At 58.4% G+C, this 26,087-nt stretch carries 51 protein-coding genes and 7 tRNA genes; 18 read left to right on the forward strand and 40 right to left on the reverse strand.

All coding sequences use genetic code 11. The annotated features are described in order from the left end of the window. Positions 1-8: 8 nt before the first annotated feature. The 13 genes from JS541_RS04965 to JS541_RS05025 form a co-directional block, all read right to left on the reverse strand. Positions 9-1,907 (reverse strand): hypothetical protein, encoded by a 1,899-nt coding sequence (locus tag JS541_RS04965; protein WP_214373386.1) that lies wholly within the window; start codon positions 1,905-1,907, stop codon positions 9-11. A gap of 1 nt (position 1,908) precedes the next feature. Further along, complete coding sequence (locus tag JS541_RS04970; RefSeq protein ID WP_214373387.1) at positions 1,909-2,388, reverse strand: hypothetical protein; 480 nt, start codon at positions 2,386-2,388, stop codon at positions 1,909-1,911. Beyond that, positions 2,354-2,953, reverse strand: coding sequence for a hypothetical protein (locus tag JS541_RS04975; RefSeq protein WP_214373388.1), 600 nt, complete (start codon positions 2,951-2,953; stop codon positions 2,354-2,356). The genes JS541_RS04970 and JS541_RS04975 overlap by 35 nt, the downstream gene beginning before the upstream one ends. Further along, on the reverse strand, positions 2,914-3,261 hold the full coding sequence (locus JS541_RS04980; RefSeq protein WP_346428289.1) for an HNH endonuclease signature motif containing protein: 348 nt from the start codon (positions 3,259-3,261) through the stop codon (positions 2,914-2,916). The genes JS541_RS04975 and JS541_RS04980 overlap by 40 nt, the downstream gene beginning before the upstream one ends. Positions 3,262-3,372: 111 nt before the next feature. Beyond that, positions 3,373-3,445, reverse strand: a tRNA-Lys gene (locus JS541_RS04985). A 153-nt stretch (positions 3,446-3,598) separates the two neighbouring features. Beyond that, positions 3,599-3,802 (reverse strand): hypothetical protein, encoded by a 204-nt coding sequence (locus tag JS541_RS04990; protein ID WP_214373389.1) that lies wholly within the window; start codon positions 3,800-3,802, stop codon positions 3,599-3,601. Positions 3,803-3,821: 19 nt separating this feature from the next. Further along, positions 3,822-3,893 (reverse strand) — tRNA-Gly (locus JS541_RS04995). A 122-nt stretch (positions 3,894-4,015) separates the two neighbouring features. Beyond that, positions 4,016-4,089 (reverse strand) — tRNA-Trp (locus JS541_RS05000). A 48-nt stretch (positions 4,090-4,137) separates the two neighbouring features. Then, positions 4,138-4,222 (reverse strand) — tRNA-Ser (locus tag JS541_RS05005). A 134-nt stretch (positions 4,223-4,356) separates the two neighbouring features. After that, positions 4,357-4,435, reverse strand: a tRNA-Tyr gene (locus JS541_RS05010). 50 nt (positions 4,436-4,485) lie between these two features. Beyond that, positions 4,486-4,568, reverse strand: a tRNA-Ser gene (locus JS541_RS05015). Between the two features lie 202 nt (positions 4,569-4,770). Further along, positions 4,771-4,843: transfer RNA gene (locus tag JS541_RS05020), tRNA-Leu, on the reverse strand. Beyond that, a complete protein-coding gene (locus JS541_RS05025) occupies positions 4,834-5,139 on the reverse strand; it encodes a hypothetical protein (RefSeq protein WP_214373390.1) in 306 nt (101 codons plus the stop codon). The genes JS541_RS05020 and JS541_RS05025 overlap by 10 nt, the downstream gene beginning before the upstream one ends. A 1,285-nt stretch (positions 5,140-6,424) precedes the next feature. Here JS541_RS05025 and JS541_RS05030 point away from each other — a divergent pair. The 18 genes from JS541_RS05030 (at position 6,425) to JS541_RS05120 (ending at position 14,621) form a co-directional block, all read left to right on the forward strand. After that, complete coding sequence (locus JS541_RS05030) at positions 6,425-6,649, forward strand: helix-turn-helix transcriptional regulator (protein WP_214373391.1); 225 nt, start codon at positions 6,425-6,427, stop codon at positions 6,647-6,649. Between the two features lie 233 nt (positions 6,650-6,882). Next, positions 6,883-7,149: a hypothetical protein gene (locus JS541_RS05035; protein ID WP_214373392.1), complete on the forward strand. Its 267-nt coding sequence runs from the start codon at positions 6,883-6,885 to the stop codon at positions 7,147-7,149. A 10-nt stretch (positions 7,150-7,159) separates the two neighbouring features. Continuing rightward, positions 7,160-7,429 carry a hypothetical protein gene (locus JS541_RS05040; RefSeq protein ID WP_214373393.1) on the forward strand — a complete coding sequence of 90 codons (270 nt, stop codon included), beginning with the start codon at positions 7,160-7,162 and terminating at the stop codon, positions 7,427-7,429. Positions 7,430-7,931: 502 nt separating this feature from the next. Continuing rightward, positions 7,932-8,315 carry a hypothetical protein gene (locus JS541_RS05050; protein WP_214373395.1) on the forward strand — a complete coding sequence of 128 codons (384 nt, stop codon included), beginning with the start codon at positions 7,932-7,934 and terminating at the stop codon, positions 8,313-8,315. A 108-nt stretch (positions 8,316-8,423) separates the two neighbouring features. Continuing rightward, entirely contained in the window at positions 8,424-8,993 is a 570-nt protein-coding gene (locus JS541_RS05055; protein WP_214373396.1) for a lysozyme, read from the forward strand. Positions 8,994-9,086: 93 nt separating this feature from the next. Beyond that, the gene (locus tag JS541_RS05060; RefSeq protein WP_214373397.1) at positions 9,087-9,356 is read left to right on the forward strand and encodes a hypothetical protein; all 270 of its coding nucleotides are present in this window, start codon (positions 9,087-9,089) and stop codon (positions 9,354-9,356) included. Beyond that, positions 9,356-9,553 (forward strand): hypothetical protein, encoded by a 198-nt coding sequence (locus JS541_RS05065; protein ID WP_214373398.1) that lies wholly within the window; start codon positions 9,356-9,358, stop codon positions 9,551-9,553. The genes JS541_RS05060 and JS541_RS05065 overlap by 1 nt, the downstream gene beginning before the upstream one ends. A gap of 514 nt (positions 9,554-10,067) precedes the next feature. After that, a complete protein-coding gene (locus tag JS541_RS05070; protein ID WP_214373399.1) occupies positions 10,068-10,724 on the forward strand; it encodes a hypothetical protein in 657 nt (218 codons plus the stop codon). A 72-nt stretch (positions 10,725-10,796) separates the two neighbouring features. After that, on the forward strand, positions 10,797-11,042 hold the full coding sequence (locus JS541_RS05075) for a hypothetical protein (RefSeq protein ID WP_214373400.1): 246 nt from the start codon (positions 10,797-10,799) through the stop codon (positions 11,040-11,042). 2 nt (positions 11,043-11,044) lie between these two features. Then, the gene (locus JS541_RS05080) at positions 11,045-11,377 is read left to right on the forward strand and encodes a hypothetical protein (protein WP_214373401.1); all 333 of its coding nucleotides are present in this window, start codon (positions 11,045-11,047) and stop codon (positions 11,375-11,377) included. Then, positions 11,374-11,556, forward strand: a complete 183-nt coding sequence (locus JS541_RS05085) for a hypothetical protein (RefSeq protein WP_214373402.1) — start codon at positions 11,374-11,376, stop codon at positions 11,554-11,556. Before JS541_RS05080 ends, JS541_RS05085 begins: the two co-directional genes overlap by 4 nt. 110 nt (positions 11,557-11,666) lie before the next feature. Then, the gene (locus JS541_RS05090; RefSeq protein WP_214373403.1) at positions 11,667-11,972 is read left to right on the forward strand and encodes a type II toxin-antitoxin system RelB/DinJ family antitoxin; all 306 of its coding nucleotides are present in this window, start codon (positions 11,667-11,669) and stop codon (positions 11,970-11,972) included. Beyond that, on the forward strand, positions 11,969-12,277 hold the full coding sequence (locus JS541_RS05095; RefSeq protein WP_214373404.1) for a type II toxin-antitoxin system YafQ family toxin: 309 nt from the start codon (positions 11,969-11,971) through the stop codon (positions 12,275-12,277). Before JS541_RS05090 ends, JS541_RS05095 begins: the two co-directional genes overlap by 4 nt. A 185-nt stretch (positions 12,278-12,462) precedes the next feature. Next, positions 12,463-12,984 carry a hypothetical protein gene (locus JS541_RS05100; RefSeq protein WP_214373405.1) on the forward strand — a complete coding sequence of 174 codons (522 nt, stop codon included), beginning with the start codon at positions 12,463-12,465 and terminating at the stop codon, positions 12,982-12,984. Positions 12,985-12,986: 2 nt separating this feature from the next. Continuing rightward, positions 12,987-13,340 (forward strand): hypothetical protein, encoded by a 354-nt coding sequence (locus JS541_RS05105; protein WP_214373406.1) that lies wholly within the window; start codon positions 12,987-12,989, stop codon positions 13,338-13,340. Beyond that, positions 13,337-13,555 (forward strand): hypothetical protein, encoded by a 219-nt coding sequence (locus JS541_RS05110; protein ID WP_214373407.1) that lies wholly within the window; start codon positions 13,337-13,339, stop codon positions 13,553-13,555. Before JS541_RS05105 ends, JS541_RS05110 begins: the two co-directional genes overlap by 4 nt. Continuing rightward, entirely contained in the window at positions 13,552-13,734 is a 183-nt protein-coding gene (locus JS541_RS05115; protein ID WP_214373408.1) for a hypothetical protein, read from the forward strand. The genes JS541_RS05110 and JS541_RS05115 overlap by 4 nt, the downstream gene beginning before the upstream one ends. 131 nt (positions 13,735-13,865) lie before the next feature. Beyond that, positions 13,866-14,621 carry a tyrosine-type recombinase/integrase gene (locus tag JS541_RS05120; protein ID WP_214373409.1) on the forward strand — a complete coding sequence of 252 codons (756 nt, stop codon included), beginning with the start codon at positions 13,866-13,868 and terminating at the stop codon, positions 14,619-14,621. A gap of 134 nt (positions 14,622-14,755) precedes the next feature. Here the strand turns inward: JS541_RS05120 and JS541_RS05125 are convergent, their stop codons facing one another. From JS541_RS05125 to JS541_RS05255, 27 genes are all read right to left on the reverse strand, one after another. Continuing rightward, positions 14,756-15,031, reverse strand: coding sequence for a hypothetical protein (locus JS541_RS05125; protein WP_214373410.1), 276 nt, complete (start codon positions 15,029-15,031; stop codon positions 14,756-14,758). Between the two features lie 74 nt (positions 15,032-15,105). Further along, positions 15,106-15,615 (reverse strand): hypothetical protein, encoded by a 510-nt coding sequence (locus JS541_RS05130; protein WP_214373411.1) that lies wholly within the window; start codon positions 15,613-15,615, stop codon positions 15,106-15,108. Continuing rightward, a complete protein-coding gene (locus tag JS541_RS05135; RefSeq protein WP_214373412.1) occupies positions 15,612-15,839 on the reverse strand; it encodes a hypothetical protein in 228 nt (75 codons plus the stop codon). Before JS541_RS05135 ends, JS541_RS05130 begins: the two co-directional genes overlap by 4 nt. A gap of 253 nt (positions 15,840-16,092) precedes the next feature. Beyond that, positions 16,093-16,314, reverse strand: coding sequence for a hypothetical protein (locus JS541_RS05140; RefSeq protein ID WP_214373413.1), 222 nt, complete (start codon positions 16,312-16,314; stop codon positions 16,093-16,095). Next, positions 16,311-16,535 (reverse strand): hypothetical protein, encoded by a 225-nt coding sequence (locus tag JS541_RS05145; RefSeq protein WP_214373414.1) that lies wholly within the window; start codon positions 16,533-16,535, stop codon positions 16,311-16,313. Before JS541_RS05145 ends, JS541_RS05140 begins: the two co-directional genes overlap by 4 nt. Then, a complete protein-coding gene (locus JS541_RS05150) occupies positions 16,532-17,065 on the reverse strand; it encodes a hypothetical protein (protein WP_214373415.1) in 534 nt (177 codons plus the stop codon). Before JS541_RS05150 ends, JS541_RS05145 begins: the two co-directional genes overlap by 4 nt. Positions 17,066-17,076: 11 nt before the next feature. After that, on the reverse strand, positions 17,077-17,955 hold the full coding sequence (locus tag JS541_RS05155; protein ID WP_214373416.1) for a phage antirepressor N-terminal domain-containing protein: 879 nt from the start codon (positions 17,953-17,955) through the stop codon (positions 17,077-17,079). Between the two features lie 2 nt (positions 17,956-17,957). Then, positions 17,958-18,869 carry a hypothetical protein gene (locus JS541_RS05160; RefSeq protein ID WP_214373417.1) on the reverse strand — a complete coding sequence of 304 codons (912 nt, stop codon included), beginning with the start codon at positions 18,867-18,869 and terminating at the stop codon, positions 17,958-17,960. A gap of 51 nt (positions 18,870-18,920) precedes the next feature. Continuing rightward, a complete protein-coding gene (locus JS541_RS05165; protein WP_214373418.1) occupies positions 18,921-19,484 on the reverse strand; it encodes a hypothetical protein in 564 nt (187 codons plus the stop codon). 69 nt (positions 19,485-19,553) lie between these two features. Then, positions 19,554-20,030: a hypothetical protein gene (locus JS541_RS05170; protein WP_214373419.1), complete on the reverse strand. Its 477-nt coding sequence runs from the start codon at positions 20,028-20,030 to the stop codon at positions 19,554-19,556. Continuing rightward, on the reverse strand, positions 20,017-20,853 hold the full coding sequence (locus JS541_RS05175) for a hypothetical protein (RefSeq protein ID WP_240539251.1): 837 nt from the start codon (positions 20,851-20,853) through the stop codon (positions 20,017-20,019). The genes JS541_RS05170 and JS541_RS05175 overlap by 14 nt, the downstream gene beginning before the upstream one ends. A 91-nt stretch (positions 20,854-20,944) precedes the next feature. Then, on the reverse strand, positions 20,945-21,484 hold the full coding sequence (locus JS541_RS05180; protein ID WP_214373421.1) for an HNH endonuclease signature motif containing protein: 540 nt from the start codon (positions 21,482-21,484) through the stop codon (positions 20,945-20,947). Further along, the gene (locus tag JS541_RS05185; protein ID WP_214373422.1) at positions 21,477-21,875 is read right to left on the reverse strand and encodes a DUF3310 domain-containing protein; all 399 of its coding nucleotides are present in this window, start codon (positions 21,873-21,875) and stop codon (positions 21,477-21,479) included. Before JS541_RS05185 ends, JS541_RS05180 begins: the two co-directional genes overlap by 8 nt. Before the next feature lie 213 nt (positions 21,876-22,088). Beyond that, positions 22,089-22,286 carry a hypothetical protein gene (locus JS541_RS05190; protein ID WP_214373423.1) on the reverse strand — a complete coding sequence of 66 codons (198 nt, stop codon included), beginning with the start codon at positions 22,284-22,286 and terminating at the stop codon, positions 22,089-22,091. Between the two features lie 2 nt (positions 22,287-22,288). Further along, positions 22,289-22,675, reverse strand: a complete 387-nt coding sequence (locus tag JS541_RS05195) for a hypothetical protein (protein WP_214373424.1) — start codon at positions 22,673-22,675, stop codon at positions 22,289-22,291. Continuing rightward, positions 22,672-22,863 (reverse strand): hypothetical protein, encoded by a 192-nt coding sequence (locus JS541_RS05200; RefSeq protein ID WP_214373425.1) that lies wholly within the window; start codon positions 22,861-22,863, stop codon positions 22,672-22,674. The genes JS541_RS05195 and JS541_RS05200 overlap by 4 nt, the downstream gene beginning before the upstream one ends. A gap of 3 nt (positions 22,864-22,866) precedes the next feature. Next, positions 22,867-23,052, reverse strand: coding sequence for a hypothetical protein (locus JS541_RS05205; protein WP_214373426.1), 186 nt, complete (start codon positions 23,050-23,052; stop codon positions 22,867-22,869). Beyond that, the gene (locus JS541_RS05210) at positions 23,049-23,441 is read right to left on the reverse strand and encodes a hypothetical protein (protein ID WP_214373427.1); all 393 of its coding nucleotides are present in this window, start codon (positions 23,439-23,441) and stop codon (positions 23,049-23,051) included. The genes JS541_RS05205 and JS541_RS05210 overlap by 4 nt, the downstream gene beginning before the upstream one ends. Continuing rightward, positions 23,438-23,578 (reverse strand): hypothetical protein, encoded by a 141-nt coding sequence (locus JS541_RS05215; protein ID WP_214373428.1) that lies wholly within the window; start codon positions 23,576-23,578, stop codon positions 23,438-23,440. The genes JS541_RS05210 and JS541_RS05215 overlap by 4 nt, the downstream gene beginning before the upstream one ends. 146 nt (positions 23,579-23,724) lie before the next feature. Next, positions 23,725-23,985: a hypothetical protein gene (locus JS541_RS05220; protein WP_214373429.1), complete on the reverse strand. Its 261-nt coding sequence runs from the start codon at positions 23,983-23,985 to the stop codon at positions 23,725-23,727. After that, positions 23,979-24,176 (reverse strand): hypothetical protein, encoded by a 198-nt coding sequence (locus JS541_RS05225; RefSeq protein ID WP_214373430.1) that lies wholly within the window; start codon positions 24,174-24,176, stop codon positions 23,979-23,981. Before JS541_RS05225 ends, JS541_RS05220 begins: the two co-directional genes overlap by 7 nt. Next, positions 24,170-24,460 carry a hypothetical protein gene (locus tag JS541_RS05230; RefSeq protein WP_214373431.1) on the reverse strand — a complete coding sequence of 97 codons (291 nt, stop codon included), beginning with the start codon at positions 24,458-24,460 and terminating at the stop codon, positions 24,170-24,172. The genes JS541_RS05225 and JS541_RS05230 overlap by 7 nt, the downstream gene beginning before the upstream one ends. Beyond that, entirely contained in the window at positions 24,450-24,683 is a 234-nt protein-coding gene (locus JS541_RS05235; RefSeq protein WP_214373432.1) for a hypothetical protein, read from the reverse strand. Before JS541_RS05235 ends, JS541_RS05230 begins: the two co-directional genes overlap by 11 nt. After that, on the reverse strand, positions 24,680-24,865 hold the full coding sequence (locus JS541_RS05240) for a hypothetical protein (protein WP_214373433.1): 186 nt from the start codon (positions 24,863-24,865) through the stop codon (positions 24,680-24,682). Before JS541_RS05240 ends, JS541_RS05235 begins: the two co-directional genes overlap by 4 nt. Continuing rightward, complete coding sequence (locus tag JS541_RS14740; RefSeq protein WP_240539252.1) at positions 24,862-25,395, reverse strand: hypothetical protein; 534 nt, start codon at positions 25,393-25,395, stop codon at positions 24,862-24,864. Before JS541_RS14740 ends, JS541_RS05240 begins: the two co-directional genes overlap by 4 nt. Further along, complete coding sequence (locus JS541_RS05250) at positions 25,392-25,922, reverse strand: hypothetical protein (protein ID WP_214373434.1); 531 nt, start codon at positions 25,920-25,922, stop codon at positions 25,392-25,394. The genes JS541_RS14740 and JS541_RS05250 overlap by 4 nt, the downstream gene beginning before the upstream one ends. Beyond that, entirely contained in the window at positions 25,915-26,082 is a 168-nt protein-coding gene (locus JS541_RS05255; RefSeq protein ID WP_214373435.1) for a hypothetical protein, read from the reverse strand. Before JS541_RS05255 ends, JS541_RS05250 begins: the two co-directional genes overlap by 8 nt. Between the last annotated feature and the right edge of the window lie 5 nt (positions 26,083-26,087).

The following is a 26,087-nucleotide window of genomic DNA, read 5'->3' on the forward strand; positions in this document are numbered from 1 at the left end:
TCCTTTCATTACCAGACGCGCATCGGCGCGAACGATTCCTCGGCCTGTTCGGCGGCGACACCGAGGTAGATGTCCCTCGCCCGATAGGCGAGCATGCCGGCCGCCAAAGCGTCGATCTTGTGCGGTGAGTTCTGTGTCTCCTTGAACACCAGATAGCCTTCCGGCCTATCCCTGCGCCGACCATTGCGGAAATGGTCGATCAATCGCGGGTCGGCGAACAGCATGATGTTCGTCACGTCCGGTTCCGCGGTCTTCGGGACGATGCGCATGTCCTCGCTGAACGCGGCGCGCATCGTCTTCCATTCGGCCATCACGTCGCGCTTGTACCCGTTCATCGGGAAGCGGATATGCGAACCGTTCGACCGGGGGAACACGTGCAGTCGGGAACCGAAGTCGATCTCCCATTGCGCGATGTACGGTTCCCACTCGTCCGTGTCTGCGAACATGCCGATCACGTTGTAGTGGGCGAACATCCACCGCACCTTGCCGTCGAAACTATCGCGGTCCACACGCCAGTGCGCGCCCTGCGGGCCGTCCGGCTTCTGCTCCAGTTTGATCAGGAACAATAGGCCGTCGCGCACTCGACATCCGACCAGCGCGGTTGAATCGTCCGACATGGAACCGTCGAATCCCAAGGTGATCTCGTCGTCCTTCGAGACGACCTTGCGCCACGCGTCGTCCAGCTTGTACCGGTTTCGTGTGGAGATCGCCTCGTCCACGACGTTACGGTAGGCGACATGCGATTGGATCATGTCCTCTTCCAGCCACGCGTCGCGTGCGGACGCGAGGTTGTTGAGGTAGAAGCGCGTCGCGTTGTCCGGGTCGTAGCCCGGGTCGAGGATCTTCTTGACCGTGCGCCGCAGGTCGCACCAACCGTATTTCGACGGTCCCGGCTCCACGCCCTCGTCCTTCAACGACCAGCCCTCCGAGGAACGGCCGTCGGCTCCGACCGGAACCATGCGCCCGTCAGGAAGGAAGATGTAATCCCTTCCGTCGGGTGATTTCATGGCCGAACCGTACGCCTCGTACACCGCATGCTCCAGCTTGCCGTCGTCGGCGAAATCCTCGCGCGACAGCGTGGAATACCGGTGGTCGAACAGCAGGTCCTCCCAGCCTCGCAGCTTGCCGGACTCGATGTCGTGCGCGGTCCTGAACGTCGCCTCGGCAACGCTTTCCTCACCCGGCCTGTACATGGTCGTCGTCTCCAGAAACCACGGGTCCGCCTCCACGCCGCGCTTGGTCAGGTTCTGCGTCATGATGTCGTACAGGTCGCGCAGACGCTTGTTGTTGTACTGGTGCGTCTCATCGAAGCACACGAACGTCTGCAGGCCGCCGTCCTTGCTTCGCGCGGCGGCGGTGCTGTAGCGGATCTCCATGCCGGTCTTCGGCCACAGGATGCGGGTCTTGCCCGCGTCCATGCCTTCGCCGGCGAGGAACCTCAGATAGCCTTCGGTGCAGTTGTAGTAGATCGTGTCGTACACTTCGCCGGTCTGCTCCTCGGCGGTGGCGAGGCAGACCACGAGCGGTGCCTTGATCGGCCGGCCCATCGGTTCGCCCGGCTTGTACTTGTAGGTTTTGCCGAGGAACGTGTACGTTTCCCCGCCCTTCGCCCAGCCGGCGAACCGGCACGGGCCGAACGCTTCGAACATGGCGATCTCCGCCGCGAAACCGCTCTTGTTGCAGCCCTTCGGCCGCGACAGGAACACGTGGCCGAACCTGCGCCGCCCATGCCTGTCGAGCGCGTAGCAGTCCACGATGAACTGGAAGTATTCGGGGGAGTGGCGTATGCGACGGCCTTTCGCGTCGCCGCGGCCGATCAACGTGAACTTCTCGATCCACCACACCGCCAGACGCCCCAGTGAACGTTGGCGGTCCTTCGCGGTGAGTTTCGGGATCACGTCGTGCACGTCACATCACCGCCTGGGCGCGCGCCTCGAAATCGTCATGCGGATCGTCCGGGATCTGGAAGCCGACGATCCCTGCGGCCATGTCGTTCGCCTCCGGCGCGTCCATTTTCAGCTTGCGTTTCGCGTCCGGGGTGTCGCCGTACTGGTTCATCGACTGGCGCATCTCCGGGGCGAGGCCGTCATAGGAGCGTTTCTTGATGCTTTTGTCCATCACGGCCATCTTGTAGATGAAGTTCATCCACTCCCATTTCGTGCGCAGTTGACGCGCCTGCGGGGTGCGCCGGAAATTCTCGTAGTATTGGCGCACGAAATGGCTCCACACGCCGTCGATCAGATTCAACTCGTCCGCGTCGGGAAGCTCGGGGCCGATAGGCTCCAACTCCTCGAACGTCCAATCCTCCGGCACCTCTTTCAACGGCGCGGCATTCCCATAGCCGCCGCCGATGTCAGGCTTCGCCGCCTTCCTTCCGTTTCCTGCCATGTCCTCCGGCCTTCCGCCCATGACGGGCATCACGCTCGACGGTGCGTGAGACGTGGCGTCCCAGACACCGATAGTGAAAGATCGTCTTGTTCCGCAACGAAGGCTCGCCGCCGTCGGCCAACGGCACGATCCACGCGGGAGTGCCCAGATCAGGCGACTCGTAATCACGGGACGCGGGCAACCCGCACTCGTGACACAAGCCATTACATGAATCCCACACGTCCGCTTCGGTGAACGACACGTACGCCATACGCCGTTTCGGCTTCTCCGGTATCGGTATGGACGACACCACCGGCAACGGCGACGCATCCAACGGCAACGGGGACTTCCTGCGTTTGCGCTCGAACCGTTTACGGCATCTCGCGGAACAGAACTTGCGAGACGAACGTTCCAACAGGAACGGACGCCCGCAGAACAAACACAATCGGGAACGCCGCCGTCTGACTGGATCACCCGAATAGTACTGCCGGTTGTAATGCGACCGGCACAACCCTTTGCTGATGGCCGGTTCGTCGCATCCGTCGATCAGGCACTCGAACGTCGATACGCCGGGTGCGAATACCATTCGTCTTCCCTCCGACGCTTCCGGTTCTCACGCCGCTGCTCCGCGGACTCGCGCGCGGTCTTCTGCGCATGATGCCAGTCGCACAACGCCCACAGATTCGACGGTGAGTCATCATCCGGTTCGCCGTTGCGGGCTCGTACCTTGTGATCGACCTCGTTCGCCGGCAGGCCGCACGGACTCACCACCCCGAAATCATCCACTACAGGCCACTGACACCGGTAATCATCCCGCTGCAGTATCAGCCTGCGCGTGCGAGGCCAATCCGGATTGAACCGTGTCTTACGCTTCGAGTTCATCCAACGCGCCACGATCCACTCCTTAACATAGGACGGCGTCGATGGGTGCGTGGCAGGTGATATGAAGCCAAAGGGATTAGCCCAGAACACAAGGGAGCGGCCCACGATCGCATCGACGCCTAGTGCATCATGCAGGAATCGAACCTGTAACCCAAGGCTTAAAAGGCCTCTGCTCTACCGATTGAGCTAATGATGCGTGAGATAATGAAACGCATGGAGTTGATGAACCACGCGGTATCTAAAGGCCCGGTGATTCCACCGAGCATCGAACAGTATTTAAACCTCGTCACGACGATCAGCATGAACGACAGAGAAGTAAACGCTCTTTCCATCGCCTTGCGATGGCCGCCTACCCGGGAATGCGACCTTTGATGATTAGATTGTCGGAAGTCGGCATATCCTCAGAGCTTGGAGCGAGGTAGTTCGCCACGTCGCGTAGAATATCGGCGGCGAGTCGGCGCATGCTCTCGTCGCTTGAAGCCCCCATCGTTTGCATGGAAGAACTGACATGCCCATTGTCGAGTTGATAGTCTCTTTCATCGTGCGAGGTCATCGGGATCCTTTCTGTCTAGAGCCGCCAGCGGGACTCGAACCCGCGCCTGCACCTTGGGAGGGTGCCGCTCTACCACCTGAGCTATGACCGCAAGCGGGTGCGCCGATCGGCCGCACCCATGTTTTCAGTTATCGTCCCCATCCAGGCATGAAGCCCTCGTGGAGACAGGCGGCGGTCGCGTCACCGCCAAAGCAAGCCACGTACGCGGCTTCGCATACCCGGTCGGACTCGAACCGACGACCCTAGGTTTTGGAGACCTACGCTCTAGCCATCTGAGCTACGGGCATGTACGGGAGTCACTTGTTTACGGTGGTCGACTCGACAAACCCACACAGCGGAGAGAGCGGGAGTCGAACCCACACGCGCATACACGCAAACTGTTTTCGAAACAGTCGCCGCCACCCATCGGCTGGCCTCTCCAAAATCTCGCAGTACCGGGTTAGTCCGTGCTGATCGGCTATCTTCCACGCGCATCTAGAATCCCGCGTGGCTGCTCTATCATGACGGCCACGGCATGAAGCCGCCCGCCGGGCGTAATGAGCTACCTGCGATTGTGGCGGCAGAGAGAATCGAACTCCCAGCATCCGAAGACAGTCGGGTTACAGCCGACCCGCACCCCACGTGCATACCGCCATGACCGCAGTTGTTTATTTGCCTTGGGACGCGCGATCAAACGTCCCCCGCGGATGATGAGGGGATCGAACCCCCGGACGCATTACCGTCTACGGCCTAGCAAGCCGCCGCATTACCACTCTGCCAATCATCCGAATCGAGGTGGTGGATTGCGTTTTACCACCAACGCCGAGCTTGTGATGCACTTACCGTGTACCGCTGTAGCGTTCCTCATCCCACTTCCGCCGCTAAGCGGTGCCGCTAAGCCGGGACGCAGCCTTAACCGGGCATACAAGCAATCCCGGTTTATTCGGCCAACCTCATAACACGACAGGGGAGCGACCCTTGCCGCATCGCAGCGATGAGAGGACTCGAACCTCCACTATTCCGATCTTGAATCGGACGCCTCTACCATTGGGCTACACCGCCTCATATTTGCTGGACAGTCTTTCGCAATGCTTGACCACGAAAAAGAGCAGCAAAGTTCCGATGTACCCCATCAGAACCAGAAAGACCGCAGCGATTCGTGCTGTCGCAGTGCCGCTGGAAACGCAGGCCGGCATGACCAAGCCGCACAGAAGCATTCCGACGAACACGCCCCATACGACATACAGCCAGACGTTGTCCATTCGTGCTCCCGCCAATAAAAATCCCGCCGCCAGAAGCGAACGGGATGATGTCGAATCATTGTTCTCGACCGAGCTACGCTCCGTCACCAACAACATATCCAAGCGATAGCTTACTCAGACAACACGTTGCAGGCTACGTTGCACAAAAAAATCTTCTGCGAAGCCCCACTGATTCCAACGATCCCAGCTCCGCGAGCATGGCAAACGATACGCAACGAATGCTTCAAACCTCAATGATTCCAACGGTTCGCGGCATGTCACGCTAATTCAAAAAAGCCCTGAAAACAGCATTCACGGCCAGAACCAGAGACCAAGCGGCCGAGTTTTTGATGTCGGGGGTACCCCTCCCCGCCCGGGGTTGTTGTATGTGCAACTGTTGTATGTGGAGCAATGGTACGGTTGTTCGCGCCTCGTTTCGAGGGGTATGGTACAGATGTTCGTTTTGTCCGTATTGTGGTCGTGGTTTGACGTGTGGTTGCGTTGTGTGGTATTCGCGCGTGCGTTGCGCGTGACGTGACGTAGGCGGGACGCGCGGGACGTGTGGCGTACGCCTATGAAGTGCGTATGTCTCTGTGCATAGGTGTGGCAGTGATAGGCAGTGTGTGACGTCATAGCGTCGCGTATGGCGGTATGCGCTCAGGCAGTGTGTGGCGTCGCGTAGGTATGTGAGTGGTGTGATTTTTGGTGTGGTTTTGTGGGTTGCGACACGCCGATGGATACTAGTGTTTGCAATGTGTTTGGCGCGGTTGTTCCATGCTCGATTTGCTATACGTTCGTATACCGCGTATTGTGTGAGTTGTCAGCCGGAAGGGCGGACAGAGAACAGACAGACAGCGAGGTACAGAGATGAGTCACAGACCAACCACTAGACCGGCCGGCATCGATCGCATGACATGGCGCGAGTACACGACACGGGTAGCCGAGGAACGCAACCCGGTACGGCGCAAACGATTGGCCGACAAATACGGGTTGCCATACATCCCACTAGCTGAGATGTGACAGCGCCGCCGATAGGCGGGTACCGGGTTCGAGTCCCGGCGGCGCACTTATCCACGCTGATATGTGAGAGGTATCGACGTGCGAACTGGATGCTTGATAACTGAACAGTGTTGCCGAATGTCGGTGGCTTCCAGCGGAAAACATTCCCAAGGCGTGAGCCGGGCGGGATATGCGAGTACGTCATACATGGAAGCTGTCAAATGGTGTAGCGGCCTACCGGCGTTCATCGTGTCGAGTGAGACGACATGGTGGTGAGGATAAGGGAGCGGCACGGTAGAGTGCTGCGAGTCGGTGCGTAGCGTAATGGCGGCCACGAGATGGTAGAGCGCACTAGGCGATTAGGTATGATTGGACTCACCATAGATAGCAAGGTGGTGGGTCAATGAGTCTTAAGGAATGGCGGGAAAAACGCGGCTTGACGCAACGTCAACTAGCCGATAAATCGGGCGTGCCGCATAGTCGTATCGCGGCAACCGAGACGGGAGCGCGGCCGATTGAGCAAGCCTCATTTGGTACCGTGCTTAGATTGGCTGATGCTTTGCGTGTGTCTAACCCGCGTAAGCTATTGGACGACTCAACGAGTCAGAAAGAAAACAACGCCGACTAGTTCGGCGTGTGTGTGCCCTAAGACTATTACGAATCTTTTCACGTCCACTCCGTACGGCCGGCCAATTGGCCGGGTAAGGCGGTTGTCTATGACGTGAGCCCTACGGGTAGCGGGGTGCGGTAAAGCTATGCTACCCGGCCTGACCGATTGTCTTTACGGCAGTAGTCAGGCGCGATAAGTGTATCCCAAGGTGGACGGGATACACTGGTTACTACTAGTGAAAGGTGGTGTGTGTGCCGCTTGGTGATGTTGTAGTCGATCCGCGTGTTAACGTGCGTCACCCTGACGTGTCCGAGTATTCGGTATATGTCGCGTGGCGTAACGTCGTGCGGTTCATGCCGCGTGAGGGTACCGACCCGTTGCGTTATGTGGCGGTCGGATACGACGAGCGTGGTCGTTTGTTGGAAATGGTCGCGGTGCTGGACGAGTCGGATAGGTGGCATGTGTTTCATGCCATGAAGGCGACGCCGAAGGTGTTGCGTGAGTTGGGAATCTCGTAAGGGGGTTGTCATGGCTTTTGTTGCTAAGGGTGGCCGTGTGGTCACTGACGAGATGCTGGACGAGTGGGCGGACGCTGCGGATAACGGAGAGTTCGGCGGTGAGCCGGGTGCCGTGTATTCAGGGCCGGTTGTTCCGGTTGCTCAGGCGGACGCGGTTAGTCGTACGTTCTCGTTTAGTGCCGACATGTCGGCCATGTTGGATGCCGTGGCGAAACGTCGTGGTGTGTCCGCTGATGATGTCATGCGGCATGCGCTCGTACGTGAATTCGCATCTGTTTGAGTGAATCGGCGTGCTCGTTTGCGACACGCCGATTTGTTTACCGCAGAATGACGCTGTATAGTGTCAAATATCAAGCTCAATCGAGCAAGACAATCGTTGTTTGAGAACTCAAGAGTGTTTCCCTACATGCAAATGACACCGTCTGGTGTCATAATCGGACTCACCTACTACTGAGAAGGCAGGTGAGTCTATGGGACTTAAGGAAGTGCGCAAGGCTAGGGAGCTGACGCAAGTACAGCTTTCCAAACGTTCCGGCATCCCGCGTAGCGTGATCAGCGATTACGAAACGGGGATAAGGGACGTGCGCAACATGACATTAGCCACGGCTAAGAGTCTGTGCGACGCCTTGAACTGTCACCCCTACGATCTTCTGGGGTAAAAGAATGCGCCTAACCGGCGGCCACCGGGTAGGCGCGTGCCTTAAGTTGAGTTCTCAATCACAAGTAACCAATTCGAGGCGTGCTATATTCTAGCACGTCTCACAAGGAAGTGAGGAATAATCATGGAAAACTACAACTATTCTGACGCCGTCCGTTCGGATATCCTCGATTGGCTCGAGGACAATCACTCGCTTTACATGGACGCGGACGACGCTCGGGACTCGTGCGAACTAACCGTAACCGGCAATGACAACGGTTCCTACACGTGCAGTTCGTACCAGGCCGCCGAATACGTGCGGCCGTTCATCTGGGGTAGCGAGTGGGACGCGTTCACCGACTACGTTACCGATGAACTGGGTATGGATATGGGCAAGGCCATGCAGGACGCGGAAACATTAGACGTGTACGTGCGCTTCTACTACTTCGGTCAAGTATGGCAAGAGTTGGTCGACGATATCGAGGACTGGGGCGACTTGGACGTAGCCGAGCTGCGCAAGGCTGCCTGACTCTCAATCTTGTAGCGTCGCGCGGCGCTTCCAATACCGCGCTTCTAGCCCATTCGGGCAAATCAAATCACATTCAATCAATCACTTATTCAACGAGGGAGTTTCATCATGCTTGTTACATCTGCAATGCTTATCGCCGCCATCAGTGTCGCGCCCGCGCCGCAAGCGCCTGTCGCGTCGGTTGACGTGGATGCTACCGCCATCGCCGTAGTTCGGGGTGATTACGGTACCGGCGAGGAACGCCGCGCCCGGTTGGGTGCCGATTACGATGTCGTTCAGTCCCGCGTTAACGAGCTGCTGGACGCCGTGGGCTACACAGTCGACTATGTGGAGCCGGAGACGGTAGCGCCCGCCGTGGTACCTGAGCCGGTACAGACTGAACCAGTGCCGGTGGAAACGGTGTCCGAGCCGCCGGCGGTAGAATCCGTGCAGACCGAGGCTGAGCAGGTCGGGCCGCAATCGTATACCGTCGAGGATATTTACGATCTCGCCATGTCGGAGGACATGCCGATGTGCATGTTGGAAGACGGTAGTGATCGGCCGATGTGCTACTGGCATGACGAAAATACCGGTATTGATTCGCCGTCGGTTGACATCGTGTACATGCCTGACGGGTACGGGTATCAGGTGACCGGTGATACGACGGTGAGCGTGTTCCAGCGGAATACGTGGGAATGATGTCGTGGCGTCGCGCGGCGCTTCCAATACCGCGCTTCTAGCCCATTCGGGCAAATTCAATTCTATTCAATCTATCGCACTAAGGGGTGTGTCATGGGTAAATACGTTTTTAATCATCCTGTTCTGAAGCGGCTTCTGGATATTGACAGTGAGCTTGGCGGTGGGTTCGTTGTCTGTGATCCGTACAACGTGCCCAATGGTGGCATAATCGCGCCGCTCAAGTACAACGGCGTGCAAGTCGGCCGTTTCTGGTTCCGAAACGGGACGCTTCGCCGTGTCCATATTGATGGTGGCGGTTATATCAAGGCGCGTCGTCGGCGTGCTGTCAACATCGCCGCGGACATTATGAAGGCGGTGGCGTGATGAATCTGCATGATATCAAGACGTTCATTCGTGATTACATCACGAACTGTGGTTTTTCGCCGTCTGATTGGGATGTGGACGCGTGGGCGCGTGAAGCGCGCGACTACATGGCCGCGCACGGTTTGACCGACTGTGATGCCATCGACGCGGACGTGTGGACGATGATGGCTCAGGGCAATGATCGGACTGGTGCGTGATGTCATGGCGGTTCAATTGTTTTCCGGCCGCTTGCGCCATGCGCGCCATGCTCGAGGCTCGAGGCTTCCACGCGGTAATCATGCGATGGGGGAGAGGCTGGCGGGTATGCGTCGCCTGATTCCCCTCGTGGTCACTGTCGTATTGTGCGCGACTGTTGCCGTGTTCGCGCGTCCTATCCCGGACTGTCGCAGTGTTTATGGTGTGGATGATCCCGGCACGTGCGTGTATGGGGGTTATCCGTATCGGCATGGCGAGCAGGTCGGCTAATTCATTCGTGCCGGCGTGGCGAGGTTGTCGCGCCGGCTTCAAATCAAGGTTTTCAACGTAAGCGAGGTTATTGTTATGGTCAGTCGTACCGGTTTCTGGGTTGACGCTGAGAATACGCGCGTGTTGTGGGCGCGTGACAATGGCAGTGATAAGCGTAGTGAGTTGTGGGAGCTGGCTGTTACCGCTGATTCGTATGAGTGGCGGGACGTTTCGGCGGAGTTCAAGCCGTATGGTTTTGCCGGGTATATGGGCGTGCTTCAGTATCGCGGGTATGTGTGCGTGCAGCAGCCGAACGGGTTCACGCGCAACATGGTGGAATTGCCGAAACTGCCGTATCCCAGCGGGTTGCTGGCTGGCACTACGGCTGAAGACGGCGCGTGGCGGTACGTGCCGGCGCAGACCGTGGAACCGTCCGCGGACACACCGGGCTACACGATTTCAGGCTATTGGACGTGTCCCAAGGCGGCGGGCACTGATAGCGTGGATGATCTGCCCGACATGCTGCCCGACGATAGTGTGCCTGATAGTGGCGTGTGGGATGATGCGGAGCCTACGCCGGCTGAGACGGCCGAGTATTACGCGATGCTGGCGGACGATTACGCGCCTACCGAGGAGTTTCCGGAAGTACCGCCGACGGTCAATGCGGACGCTACCGTTATTGTCGCGGTCGAGTCGGTGATACCGGCCGGCGTCATGAGCAAGGACATACCCGCGCTCAAGCCCTATAAGCGTAAGAATGTGCGTTACTTCCGTGACAAGACGGGCCGCAAGCTCGCCTATGTCGGGCATGACGACACGTCATGCGCCGTCGTGTGGCGTGACTGGTATATGCATGATGATGCCGAGCTGGATGCCGAGGTCGCCGATTACGTGACGTCGCTCGGCTATCGTCTCGCCGCCTGATCGTTCTTATGGTGCTGGCGCGGCACCGTTTCCGCGCCATTTTCAACCAAGATTTTTACAAAGGAGTTTATTATGTTCGTGTATTTCGATTCCGGTAGCGTTCTGCTGGTGCTGCCGTTCGCCAAGAAGATGTTCCTGTGCGATACGAGGAATGATCTGACGTATGGTACGGGTATTCGTGTCGAGGTGCGTTCCGTGGCTTTGGTCATGAACGATCTCGCTAAGCGTGGTTATGAGAGTGATTTTAGCGTGCCTCAGATCGAGATGATGTCCAAGCGTATCCGCAAGGCCGTCGATCTGTTGACCGAGGCGGCGTGATTATGAGTGAGATTCGTGACATGGCGACGCGGCTGACGTTGAGGGCCGCGTATGAGATGGCCGAAGACAATGAGTCTGATTTGTCCGCTGTCTTCGATTGTCAGCATGGGTTCATCGATGAGCTGCGTAGGCGTGCGATGTGCATGCTGGACGATAATTGTCCGCCGCCCGTCGCCGATGAGATGGAGCGGCTTATCGGTGAGAGCGGTTTATCGATGGACATGCTGGACAGGCGTGCTCGAGAAACGTACGGCCGTCCGTATTCCACCGTCTCCGAACGTTACCTGTGCGCCATCGGCTGGTGCATCGATGACATGCTGGGAGAGAACGCATGAACGTGAGGATATCGATGGAGCTGATTCGTGCCGTATTGGAGGCGCGCGGCGTACAGTACACGGACGCGAACATCAAGGCCGTGAAGGCCGCGATACCCGATCATCTCACGGATATGGTGCTTGCCGTGGTCGACATCACGAAGATGCCTGACGCGGCGATCATGGTGCCGATGTTCTGAAGTCTTGCCGTCCGGTATTCTTCCTCGCTTCGCCGGACGGCATATTACTTTTGTTAACCGTTTTGGTATATGATATGTACCATCTAGTCACCAATGATAAGGGGGTTGTGATGGGTAAGCTGGTTGCCAACGTCGATGACGATGTGAAGGCGCGTGCCGCCGAACTGTACGAGTCGATGGGCATGAGCCTGAGCACCGCCGTGAACATGTTCCTGCGCCAGTCGATAGCGGACAACGGTATGCCGTTCAGGCCGCGCCGCTACGAGGGCGTGCGTCTGACGCCGACCGAGACGACGCGCAAGGCCATGATCGAGGCCGAGGCCAAGGAGCTGGGCATCATCCCGGACGATTCCACCGCATGCGACACGGCAGGGTCGGCGCGTGAGCATCTGCGCAAGCTACGGGAGGCCGAGTGACGTACCGTATCGTGTTCGAGCCGCAGTTCGATGCCGATTACACCGAACTGAGCCGCGTGCATCCCGAGCTGATGGACGATCTGGACGACGCCATCGACTATTTGCAGGAGTACGGCGAACTGCCCGAAGGGTACATGCCTCACGTGCTGAACAATTCGGGCGGCAACTACAACGGCCATTGGGAGTTTCACTTGGCCGGCGACATCGACGTGCTCGTCTTGTATTGGAAGCGTGCCGATCGTACCGTGATACGCATGGTGCGCATAGGTTCGCATTCCGAGCTGTTTCAGGGTGAGCTGGTCTAGGCTCGTTCTTATACAATCATCATTATGGGCGCTGTAGGAGGTTCCTACGGCGCCCATTCTTATACAAACTATCATTAAGCGGCGTTGTTTTATGCCGCTAATGGTTGATGAATCGATTAACTGACCAATAGGCGCGTCTAACTCGCATGTTTTCGCGCCGTTAATGTGCAAAAGGGGCAATAGCAATGAACGATCTTGAAAAACTGTGGGACATGGTGTCCGAGCGTGGATTGGCCGAGTTGAGTCAGACGACCACGGTCGGGGAGAACGGGACGACGTGCCTGTTCACGTCGTTCGCGATCAGGTGTGGTGAGAATGCGTTGTACGTGGTGGTGCCGTGGACGACGTTGCAGGACGTGGCCGACGTGCTGCGGGAGCGCTTGGAATCGTATGACGTTGACACGGAGGGCCGTCGCCTGATGGACAGTGGCGTGGGCATCATGGAGGCCGCGCAACAGGCCGGCCGCGTGCGTAACAAGCTGGAGAGCATCGTGGGTTTGGCCGACGAACTGTTGCATCCCACGTCATCGTATTGCGTCGTCAAGCATGTCGTGACCGAGGAGTCGGCGTCGTTCGATGGCCCCGCCGGCATGGACCCGGACGAGGCCGAACGCTGGTTCGGGGAGAACGTGGACGAGGACGATCTGAACTGGATGGGCGGCGACGTCATCGACAGCAGCATCGAAAACGTGACCGAGGAGGAATAGTGATGGAACGCAGTCTTGAAAAGGTTCTCGCTGCTGGTGTTGACGAGTGCGAGGGCGTGTGGTTCGGCAACGGGGACCATTGGGCGTGGCTGCCGATGGTCATGCCCGAGGACGTGGACGAGGAAAGCATTGTCTGGTCGGGGTTGGACAACGTCATCCGATACGGGGTGGCGCGCTTCTACGGTCGTGACACGTTGACCGCGTCCATGCTGAGCGTGTCCGAGCATCTGGCGGAGCTTGCTTGCACCCTGTGGAAGCGCGGCGAGTACGACGCGACGATAACCGTCCTGCTGGAGTATTGCGAAAAGGTGCATGTGACACTGCGCATGCGTTTCGAGAAGGAGATGATGCGATGAAAGTCTACCGTTACGTGGGTTTCGACCCGGAATCGAACCGTGAAAGGTGGCGGCGCGTCCACTGGCTGCGCTTGCGCGTGGACTGGCTGCGTGCCCTGCTGGCGGGCGATCGGTGCGCCAAGGCCGGCTATCGGGCGTGGCTGTACTGCAACGTCACCGAGGGCGACATGTGCACCGTGGAAATGCTGGACTGGAAACAGGAGGTAATCAGATGAACCCCGAACGCATGTATGAAGCATTGAGCGAGGTACTGCCGTACTACGACGAGGCCGGAGAAGCCGGGCGCAACTACGAGATCAGCCCGGACAATCTACGCCGGTTCGCCGCCGACCTGTGCAAGGAATACGAAAGCAGCGCGGGGGACGTGACCATGAAGAAGGAGGCATCGGAATGAGTGGGTATGAGCAGTTGCCCGACCGTCTCGTGTCGGAGTGGCTGGGTGGCGGCTACGCGCCGCGCACCGTGAAGAAATAGCGGACGGCGCTCGAGTCTTGGACTGCATGGTGCCGCGACCATGAGCTTGGCATGCTGTATGTTACCCGTCCGGATATCGAGGCGTTTTCCAAGCATCTGGAAGCGACCGCGTCGCCCAACTACCGGTATTCCACGCTGTCCGCCGTCCGGTCGCTCTACCGGTACGCGCACGAGGAGGGATGGATACCGGACGATCCGGGCGCTTTGGTGCGCATGCCCGCACGTCCCCGCTATTCGACCGGCACGTGGCTCACCAAGGACGAGGCTCGGCGCATGATGGACGCGGCCGCGCGTGATCCTGATCCTCGTGCCGGCGCGTTCTACATGATGCTGTTATTGACCGGCATCCGCATGGCCGAGGCGTTGGCGTTGGACGTGACGGATATCGAGGAACATGGTGATGTGCGTACTGTCACGGTGGCGCGAAAGCGTGCCGGCGGCGAACTGTGCGAGCAAAAGCTGCGGTTGCCGAACGCCGCGTATGACGCGATCCGCCGCATGCTCGGCACCCGGTCCGAGGGCGCGTTGTTCCTGAGCCTGACCAGCCGGCGGTTGGATGATGATGCGGCGAACCGGTTGCTCAAACGTCTCGCCGCGGAGTCTGGCATCGACAAGACGATCACGGCGCACTCGTTGCGACGCACGTTCTGCACATTGTCCTTGGATGCGGGCGTATCGCCGCGTGACATCATGGCGTCCGCCAACTGGCACAGTGCCCGGATGCTGCAACGGTACGACTGCGAACGCGCCGCCGTCGACCGTCAGGCCGGTGTGCGGTTGTCCGAATGGCTGGACGCGGATGAGTGATGGGTAGCCGAATATCTGTTCACGTTCGGAGAGATTGAATCAACCAAGGTGAGTCCGATTGTACAAACACATGTAGATGGTGTGAAGCCCTCGAAACCGGTATACGACATACCGGTTTCGAGGGCTTCACACTGTTAGAGTCCCAGTTCTTTGATGGCGGTGTCCCATAGTGCGAGGTCGGGCAGTTCGACGCTCGTGCTCGACGTGACGGGGATGCCGTTGTCGATGAACGGGATGCGCCCGTCGTCCTCGCGTTTGCACGTGTATTTGCGGCGTCCCTGTCGTGCCAGTGCGACGAGTTCCGCTAATGGTTTGCGGCTGATCGTGTGCGCCGTGTACAGGGCGTTGATCGTGTTGCGGATGATCATCACGTTCTGATAATCCAGTTGTTTCTGTGTGAGCTGGGGCATTTATTGTTTCCTCATTTCCTCGATGATGATGGCGATGATGAGCAGGATGAGCAGGCCGAGTGGCAGTGCGAGCATTACAGTTCCCCTTTGATCCTGCGCGTGTAATACTCTTCGGCGGTCAGCACTTCGCGGGGATGCATGTCCCCGGCCAGGACATCCCATGCGCTGTATGTGTTCTCGGATACGAGATACGTATTGTTGTTGCCGGTCCGTGAGAAAACCGGATCGGGTATGACGAGCAGCTTATGCCAGCCGTTCTCGTTCCTCAGCCAGTATTCCCCGCCGCGTGTCGGAACCGTGACGCGATGCGTGTCGGACAGGGGTCGTGTCGCGTACGCGAAATCACGGTACAGGATGACCACGTTCGGCATCACGTCTGAGAAGCCGTCTCCGATGGGGTGGATGCCGGCGTCGTTGAAGTCCACGAAAGAGTACTCCGTACCTTCGACCGGCGCGAAGCCCCCCGCTTTGGTGAGACGGTCCTTGCCATGCTGGACGAACCGGTACGTGTTCTTGCTGCCCTTGACATGGATCAGGTCGCCGGGCAGGAGCTCGTCCCATGTAACGCGCATGTTCTTGGTCATTTCTTCCTCCGTTTCTTGGTAAGTCCGCTGATCTGAATGCTGGGATACTTCTTGTGGACGGCGGCACGCACCTTGGCCTTCTCGGAAGAGTTGCCGTGTTGCGCCACCCGAGAGAGGGCGCTGATAGCCCTTGCCCTTGTGTCGATCGGATAAGCGCGTTTCGACGGCAACGCGAACGAACTGGCCTTCATGCGTTTGCGTCCGCGACTCGTGAGCTTCGCCATCAGTCATCATCTCCCGCACGAACTAATTCGCTGTTTTTCAGGGCTATTGCCGCGTCCAACAGGCCACGCTCATATACATGGTGATGGGGGTAGGGCGAGATGATGCAGACATCCTCCCAGACCATGCTCGCGTCTACAACGACCACGTACGGTAGTGCGAGTATGTCATCAAGCGCTTCGCGCACTTGTTTTGTCATCCTCCAACGTGCGGAAGATTCAGATATCCCATCCCGTTGATCTTTCGTGTACTGCATTAGTCTTTTACCTCCAGTTTGTAATCGGTCTTATCGTCTGCGGTAGTGAAGAAAGTGTCAGTCATCCCATCGAACGTTAGAAACGCCCAATAGTCTTCGTATTGAACTTCGAGTTTGATCTTCGTGATTTTGCCGGTAATATGCGGCAACCCGTCACGATACAAGGTCGCGGTTTTGCCTTTCAGCGTGAGGGGAATATCCGGGAGTCGGTACACGCTCATGACATGTCCTTCTGGAATGCGGTTTGGAATGCCTCGCACGCGCTGTTGAACGCGTAGACGATGCGGCGTGAATCGTCCACGTAGCCGGTGATCCCGTTGATGTCGCGATAACTGTCCGATGCTTTGCCGTCCGTGATGTACGGCAGGTTCAACGTGAGCGTCCCCGTATGCTCATTGCCGCTGGGAGTGAGGGGAATGCTGACCGTGTGCTTGAGTTTCATGCGTCTACATCCCTGTCCAGGTCGATGCCGAGCTTGCCGGCGCAATCGTACAGGGCTTCGCGCAGTTCGCCGCCGACGCGGATGAGCCGGTTCACGACATCCTCGGGTACGGGCAGCTTGTGTTCCTGCGGGTTGTTGTCGTGCAGCAGGGCGACGCTGTTGAGCCGTTTCCACGCGTCGTCCAACTGCCAGACGGCCTCTTTGATCTGCATGTCGTCATCGAGCGTGTCCACGATCTCGGTATGGGCTGGTTGAATGGCGGTGACGTTGGAGAACGGGACGATCATGGTGAGCATGCCGTCGGGGTCATCGTTCTGTTCGTAGTCGTCGGAGTCGTCTCCCCACTGGGTTTCGCACAGGAGGAAACCGACGTTGGGTAGGAGGGACATGCCGGCCGCGAACACGACGTGATGTCCCATGACCGGGGTGGCGAGGTGAACGAGCACGGCTTCCACGCCAAGGTATTTCGGCAGGTCGAGTTCCGTGATCTCCGAACGCAGGGCGGTGGTGAGCGGCAGGGTGATGTTCATGATGGTTCCTTTCATGCGGTGATTTCGAGGGTCGGCTGATCCTCGGCTTGGCTGATGGTTTTCTGTAAGGTGTGTTCGTTCCAGCGCCGGTGCAAGAGGGCGAGTCCCTTGCGGGTGACGCGCACGGTCGGCGGGTAGAGGAACGTGGTGCCGTCCGAATGGGTACCGTGATCGCGATGATCCTTCATAAACAGGTATCCGTCATCGATGCGTTCCTGCTTCGCGGCCCATGCGCCGTCACGCCGGTAGATCCAGCCGAGTTCGTACATGAACTGGAACAGGCGGTCACGGCCGATCGGCGCTCCCGCGTTGGAGATCAGGTTGGCCGCAGCGGCCACGCTCATGGTCCCCTCGACGTTCGTGAAATCGTCCAACGCTTTGGCCTTCGGCTCCAGTTGCGAGTTACGGGACGCGAGCTGGCGGTTCTCGGTCTGGACACGGTCAAGCTCGAGGAACACGCCGGCAATCGCTTTCGGATCACGCATGAACGCCCTCGCAAGGTCCAGTCCAACGCCGGAATCTTCCACGCGGATGGCTGCGCCCTTGTTGAAATAGTTGTCAAGGGCATCGGCTGCCTCGTCCTGATATTCGTCCACCTTTGCCCGAACTGCCATGTCGGGGATACGGTTGGTGTCGATTTCGGCAAGCCATACGGTCATGGTTTTCCGGTCGATTCCTACCATTTCGCGGGTTTTCCCGTCCGCGCCAACTGTGGTGAAACCTGCCACGGTTGCCCATTTCTTGGCTTTGAGCTTTTTAAGCTGCGAACTGTACTCGACGCCGAGGTTTTCGCAGAGCCGGCGCAGGGACACCAGCCAGGTGCCGTCTCCGCGCCATACTGCTTCAATGGTGTCCCCGTGGAACGGGATGGACTGGATCTGGTTGCTCATGGTTACTCCTTCGTGTTGATCGTTTGCCAGATGTTGTCGGATGGTGTGGTTGGTGGTGTGGGGCCTTCGGTGGCGAGACGGTATGCGTCGGCCAGCCGGTAGACGGGTTTCGAGCATTCGTTTTCGCCGGCTTGGGGCAACTGTCCGCGGTGTACCCAGCTGCGCATGGTGGTCTTGTTGACGTGTACGCCGCATGCCTTGAGCAGTTCCGTCAGTTCCGACTGGGTGCCGAGCTTCGGGCTGCGGAGGATGCGTTCGCGTCGTTGCGCGATGAGATAGTCGGTCGCCCACCTGCTGTGGCAGTGCGGGCATTGCACGTCCTTCGCGTCCATGCGTCCCGACAATGGGGTGCCGCAATCCTTGGCGGGGCAGGGGCCGAGGATGACGGTTTTCCCGTCGTCGGGTTCGAGGAAGCGGCGCAACCGGGTCACCTGTTCGTGGAGTTGGCGCGCGTACACGGGTGTGGCGGGGTTTTCCATGAGCCGGTAGCAGGTGCGCAGACGATGCGTCAATGATGCGAGAGCGCATGCGGCGGGCACGTTCAACGCGAGGCTTCGCGCCCACTCGTACAGGGTGGGTTGCAGTCCGGGATACCCTTGGTCGTCCGCACGGTACAACAGATCGCTCAAGGTTTCGCGCAATGGTGCGGGCGCGGTGCCGGACGATCCGCCGGCACCTTCCCCGTGCCCGTACGCGCGGTTGATCCGGTAATGCTCGAGATCGTCGAGGTTGCGGGCGAGCCAGTCGAACTCGTCGCGCACCTGACGCTCATGCACCATGCACATGAGCGACTTGTTCTCGGCGACGATCACCCCGATCAGTGGGGAGGGGGCGTCGGTGACGACCTCGCGCCAGCACGTCGCATACGCGCAGATACGAGGGGCGGTGGTTTGAATCTGACTTGTTTCAGACAACACGAATCCTAACCTTGGTGGTCCAAGGTCAGGCGTTCAACAAGATCGACATTACTCCCCGACACGCGGGAACTCGGACAGTTTCGTCTTCCGTTCCCTGCGTTGCCGTCGACGCCGTTCCAGATGGGCCTCGTATGCGGCGGGATCGTTCGCCCGCATGGCGGCCATCTTCTCCCTGCGTCGCCGGTTCTCCCGCTCCCGTGCTTCGGGATGGTTTCGATAGTAGCGGCGGTGCCGTTCCGCGCACGCCTCCCGGTTCTTCCGTTCCCAGCGTTTCTGGTTCTCGCGCTGGCGTGCCGTCTGTTCCGGCGTCGGCTCATGCGATTGCCGCCATTCACGCATCCTGTCGAGCTGCGCCTGCCGGTACTCGGGGTCGGAATTGTATTTCAACCGGCGTTGCTCGTTGCGCGCGTCGTGGTCGAGATTGCGGAAGTAGGCGCGCAGCTCCTCCCTGTGCGCTTCCCGGTATGCGGCCTGTCTGCGGCGGATCTTCTCACGGTTCGCCTCGTAATAGGCTTTCTGCCGGATCTTCTTGCGGGCTTCGGCGTCCGGTGGAGCATTGCGCAGCTCCGACACCATCAGCTTGATCTCGGGGTCATCCAAGTCGATGTTCACGGTGAAACCTCCGATAGGCTAAAACGTCACGTAATCGGGTCGTACACGCGCTTCCATGCGAAACGCGACTCATTGCCCATGTCCGGTTCCGATCACGTCTGTGAGACTGATTTTCAGATTCGGGTTGAAGCCGACGCCCGGGCGCGGCCGCTTCTTCGGCTTCGCCGCTTCGATCTGTGGCCGGTAACCGGTCGCGATCCGGTTCGCCTCAGCCTGCGGCTTGCCCAACATGCGCTGTCTGCGGTACATCCACGACTGGTCCGCATCCAAACCCAAGCGTTCGCATTCACGGCCGATCTGCGCCTCCGTGGGCTTCGACTGGTTACGCATGCCGGTGACGATCGCGTTCACGTTGCCGGCCATGCACCAACGGCCGGTCACATCCTGCGAATAGAAGCGCCTGACAGCCTCCAACGCCTCCGCCACGGTCATCGACTCCTTCAACTCGCTGCGGAACTGCTCCACCTGCTGCGCGTCGATCATCGCATTGCCATGATGGCTGCGGATCGCGGCGAGAACCACGCCCGCCTCACTAAGCGAAAGCATCCGAATGCTCCTTCCGGTAACGGTCGCGTTCCTCCGGGGTCATCAAATCCCACACGACCTGACGATTGTGATCCAAATTCTGCTGACTGCGGCTCACGGGCGGCTTCACGAACGCCGACTGGGATGGCGGCAACTGCTTCTGCCAGTTGCGCGCGTACAGCTCCTGCGCGAGGAACCGGCTGAACCGGCACACGTAGCATTCCTCCGTCGCATCCACGTACGCGCGACACTTCGCCTCGAAGAACGACACGGGGTCAGCGTCGCCGGCAGCTCGGATGACCTTCGGCCATTCAGCCTCCAAATCGAACCTGACCTGCGTCACCCGACCATCGAACCTGTTCGTCGGATAGAACGATTCGACCCGATCCAGCAGCCTGTCGAAATCAGGCCGCGAGGGGGTAGGGGGAGTGAAAGAAGAATGTTCTGTAGTTCTGTTGTTCTGTAGTTCTGTAGTTTGTCCCGAAACGGCGTCGTTTTTCGGCGCTTCGGCGGAGGTTTCGGCACTTTTTTGTACCGTATCGTCCGAATCGGGGAACAAAAGCGGCACTTCGGCGGAGGTTTTCGCGTTTTCCGGTACCGAATCAGCATCATTCGGTGTCTTATTGGCTGAATTGGTGCTGCGTTTCTTTGTTACCTGCTCGTTACTGCGGTTATGGCGCAGGTAATCGTGCACCATGTAATTGTCGCCGGTCTCGTCCTTGACGAGCATTTCGACCCCGCACAGGGCGTTAATCTCCTCGTCGGATGCGCCGATCACGTATCGCAAATCGTTGTACGTGATCCAACCGTCCGACAGTTTGAACCCGCAATACGACAGCACCATCGAGAACACGCCCAACGCGGTCGGCGCGGTTTCGCGTAGTCGGCGCACCTTCCAGTTCATGAAATAGCTGTTGACCAGCTGCACATATCCTTCAGTGGGTTTCCGAGCCATTGTTATGTCCTTTTCTGAAGTCGATTACCTTGGTGTGCTTCCACGAGTTGCACGATTGGCATAGCGTCTGGAAGTTGTCGATGTCGTCCCGGCCGCCCATCGACCACGGATAGATGTGATCGATGGTGAGGTTCTTGGTGCTTCCGCAACGAAGGCATTTGTATCCGTCACGGGCGTAGACCCGTTTGCGGGTGCGTTTAGGAATCGGCACGCGATTCTCTAATTCGGAGCGAGTGCGATCTGCTTGACACTCGTGAAAATCATGTATCAGCCAACCGCCAGGCACAGGCTCGAAAAATCTGCTCTTTTCTAGTACTGTCAGGTCTCTCTTTTTCGCAGCGAGGGTCGTAGCTGCTACCGATGTCGGCACGAAACCGTCCGTGAGATTACGAACCGCGTACATGATCGCCCACGTCCACACGCGATACGCGGACGGATGATCGAGCGCGAGAGTCATGAGTTTCGGATTCTCATAGCCCCTCGCGCTGAACTTCGCGAAGATCTCCATGTCGTCAGCCATGTTCCTGGGTCTCCTCTAGCAGTTCGGATAGTATGACGGGGATCATTTCGGTGTCTTCGGCCAGCAACGCCAGCCAGAAGTCATGTTCCGTGCCGGTCACGGTGTCCGCTTTCATACGCAACAGCGTGCCGGACCAGTAGATGGACTCGATGCCGCTGACGTTGGAGTCGCTGGCATCCCTGTCGCACTCATGGAACGCTTCACCGTTCTGCATGGCCCGGTTCGCGTACCAGAGCGCCTTCTGCAGATCCTCGACGGGATGGCCTTTCAGCCTGTATCGCCATACGTATTTGATCATGTTGCCGACATTGAACGAGTATTGTTCCGTGAGTAGGATGCACTCATACGGGCCGGACTCGTAATGCTGAGGATGTTCGACGTTGTCAGTCATTGTCGCGTCCTTCCAATCGTTGTTCGGTCAACCCGATCAAATCAAGCCATGCCTCCCATGCGACGCCCGGACTTGTATACCAGCCGGTGCTCATATGCCCCCGCGGGCATGCGTACCGGTAGATGGACGACCACGAGTCGTTCGCACCATGCCGGACGATCGGCCTCCACCCACATACGGGGCAGCACAACCGCTTGTCGGTTTGACGTCGTTTTATTCCGAACATTCGTATCTCCTGATGTCGTGAAGCAGGTTCTTGTAGCTGTTGCGGTCGGAAGGGGTCAGGCTCGTCGTGGTGACGAGCCTGCCGTCGCGAGTGATCTTCCAATGGCTGGAGTTAGCGAGTTCCACCGTGTACCCCTTGCGTTCCAGCCATCGGCGTATCTTCCTGTCGTCGCCGCGTGAGGTCATGATCATTCCCGCACCAGGTACAGGGGATGGTCGAGACAGTATCGGCGTAGGACGCGCAGCCAGTTGGTCGCGCCGGCGACGCTGCCCCAATTGTTCGCAGGATTGTACAGATCGGCGAGCATGCCCTGATCCTCTTGTTCGATGTCGCGTAATGCGGTGTCGATGCGGTGGGCGCACTCCTTGGCTGTCAATCCGTCCAAGTCGCGTATCGGGTTGACCTTGTATGCGGTGAGGAACCGGCCGAGATTGTACGTGTAGTTGAAATACGCGCCAGTATCGGGATCGCCATACGATTCGATGCCGGTGTCGTAGCCGCGCGTGTCAGAACATGCGTCCCACAGATCGTCTTCGCCTACCGTCGCCGGTGCGACGAACAGGTCGTAGCTCATGATTTACTCCTTATATATAAGGTGCGTTGTCTTCTCTCGTTGATGAACTCGATGTCGGCGAGCATCAACGCCAACAGTTCCGGATCACTGCGTTTCATCGAATACGGGCCGATATGCCGGCCAGTGCGGTCGGGGTTCGATTTGACGGTGCTGCCGCGTATCGGTTGGGGATGATTGCTATACGGCATCGCTCACCTAAAGAAAGCCACGAGAGAGAAGACGATGGCTCCGCTGAACAGCATCCACAGGAACGCTCCCAACCAAAGGTCTTCGTCCAGCAGGTAGAAGGCCGGCGCGAACACGAACGCCAGTCCCAATCCGACTGCTCCCATGTACAAGAGCATCGGCAGCAGGTAGTTGGTGAGATAGTCGATCATTCAATGTCCTCCATGACCAAAGTGATGATGTGAAGCCCTTTCGGGGCGGGATGGTCGGCCTTCCGATAGTCGGGGCCGACCAGATGCATGCTGTCGTCATCGGGAAAATAGCCGGCTGTGGTGCATGCGTCGATAGCCGCTTTGACCATAGGGGAGGCGTTACCGGGATCGTATCGGCGCGCGTTGGGCGGGTAGGCGATGTACGCGGTCACATGACATTTCTCGAAGACAGGGGAGCGCAGCTTGTGTTGGGTTTTCAGGTTCCTGGCCTTGATCCACGTCAGCTCCTTGACCGCGCGCGTCCGTTTCCATTTCTTCTGCCACGGGCCACGACTGTTGCTCGTCCACCACAAGTCGGAGGGAATCGTCAACTCCAGTTCGAGTCTCACTCATCCCTCCAACCGTCGTACGGGTCGTCATGCAGCCGTTCCTCCATGCAATGCCCCCACGCGTTCAACGGGCTACCGCACAAAGGGCAGCATTCGTCGTCAGGCGGCGTCTCATCCGCGTACAGGTGCAGTGTCATCTGTCTCGCTCCCGTACGGGTTGATGGTCGGGTGTTCGATATGGATGCGGTCGTGAGTGCCGGCTACATCGTTCAGGCACGCCAAGTAGCCCGCGTTCCACGCGGCACGTTTGACATGTCGCAGAATCGACGCCGGTTTCGAGGATTCAGTTTGCGTCTTGCCCATCGGATTCCTCTTCCTTCTTCTTAAGCGGCGTCTTGATCTCGATGACGTGCCATTCCATGTTCCGCAGCTTGTCGATCGTCAGGTAGCCCCACGTCGCAAGACACACGGCCTGGATCGTGAAGGCCGGCCAATTCGTCCGCGCGAGGAAGAACCCAGCCCAGAACGCGCTCCAGACGATCCAGAACAGGTCCCACCACAAGCCCTTGAAATCAGGGCGTTCCCCATGACGGTAGATCAGCACGATTCCTCCTTGAACAGTCGCTTGGATTCGATACGAACCACGGACGTGAGCGCCGTGATGATCTCCCGGCTTTCCATGTCCTCGGGAATCGACTCGCACTCCCACGACTTCGTGTCACGGTTGTACGTGTACTCGACTACGTCGTTGTCGTCGTAATAGACGTCGATACGATCGATGATCTGGCCTAGCATTGCTTCACCTCGATCGACCTGGTCCAACAGTCAGGGCAGTACCAGTCGTCATCCTCTTCCACCCAGCCGGTCGCATCATCAGGACGGAACCTGCCGCACACGTCACACTGCACATGCCTGCAATCCGGACAATAATGAGCGCCGTCATGCTCCTGCCAGCCGTCATCCACGGCAGCATCCTCGGCCTGCTGTGGGTAAAACCACCAGTCGAAGTCGTCACCCTCATACGGGTGCCCGCACTGGTCGCACACCACGCGGTAGAACAATGCGTTCTCATAACTCATGTTTCCCCCTGTAGTACGTATCAGTCAGCTCGATAAGGATGCCGATGGCCTGCGCGATGGCACCGGACGGGAATAGGGCGAACACGCAGGTATGCCGTTCCGCGTATATGGTGGGCCGGCTCGTTCGTGTTTTCGCATACACGTTCCAACAGAACGGGATGATCGTCCATCTCACCTCGACGTAGCCAAAGTCGTCGTGATAGGAATGAACCAGATTGTTCATGATTCCTCCAATTCGATTCGTGTGATGATGTCGAACCGACTCGCCGCGATCAGTTCGCGCAGCTGATCGGGATAGACGCCGTGGTTGCTGGTCTCCACATCGCAGGACAGAACGTTTTTCTCGAAGCAAGGGGGATAGCGGTCCGGCATAATGTTGCGAAGCCCCTCGATGACGACCTTCATGATTCCTCCGGTTCGCTGATGTCCGTGGGGTGAAGCCATTGTTCCAATCGGTCGGCTTGCTCCTGTGGGGTGCTGCCGTCCCATTCGGGCGCATGCTCGTATTCGGGAATGTCGAACAGATCCCAGTACTTGAGCTCGTAATGGTTCGCGACGATGCCTGTATCCAAGGAAGCCCACACGATGAACCAACCGCCACCGAAGCAAGGCTTGCCGTCCGCATGCACCTTGGACTTGCCGATACTCCCGTCGGCAATGGTCCCGTTCTCTTCGGCGGCCAGATGCGCGGCGATCGCGTACATGACGTTGAGGAACGCCGCGTTGTACAGCATTCGATACCGGTACAATTCCCCGAACGTGTGATACCCGTCCGACGTGGAATCACCCACCGGCTCGCCATGCTGGTCGTACAGTTCATCCGCCGCGTCCTTGGTCGTGTACAACGCTTTCGCGGGCGCATGCTCGTAGTCGTAGATTGCGGCAGAGATGACATCACGGAACTCCTCGCGCGTGAACACTTTGCCGGTATTCACCAGACCACCTCCGCGATCTCGTCCTCGCCGATCAGCAGCGTGCATGTTGAACCGTACCGCCATCCACTACTGCCCGTCTCCATATCGATCTCGGCCAGCTTTTCGTTCTCATGGAACACGGTCACCTTCAACGTCGCCGGAGGATTGTCTTCACCAGCGTCTTCGGAAACGGTTTCGACTTTGGTGATGACCCCCTCACCGTGGAACGCGATCTCACCATCGGCGTACGTGCAAGCGCACTGGTCGCAATCCTCGATGAAATGAATCTCTTCCCCGTCGATGTAATATTTGCCGTCCTTGGCGGTGATCCTTGTTCCAAGAAGCACGTTTGTAATGTCGCTCATGGGTTTCCTCTCCCTGTACATGTCTTCGATGAATGCCATGACCTGCCGGAACGCGTTACTGCTCCCGTCGTATCCGGCGGCCGTGTACTTGTAACCGCCTGCGACGCATCGCTCGTGTTGTGCATCGTCTTCGTTGCGTCGTTTGATGAGCCAATCCCACAAGCGGCGCATTTCCTCACTCATGGTCGGCCTCCGGCTTGTTGATGTAGCGTTTGTGAATCTCATAGACACCGGGATATGCTCGCGCCGCGGCTTCCGCTTCCCCATAGGTATTGAACGACATCCAGCTCATAGCATCGTGTTTCAGCACATCCTCGACAATGAAAATAACGTCAGTCTTCATCGTCG

Origin of the sequence: Bifidobacterium sp. SO1 (assembly GCF_018555335.1) — a bacterium.
Lineage (GTDB): Bacteria > Actinomycetota > Actinomycetes > Actinomycetales > Bifidobacteriaceae > Bifidobacterium > Bifidobacterium simiiventris.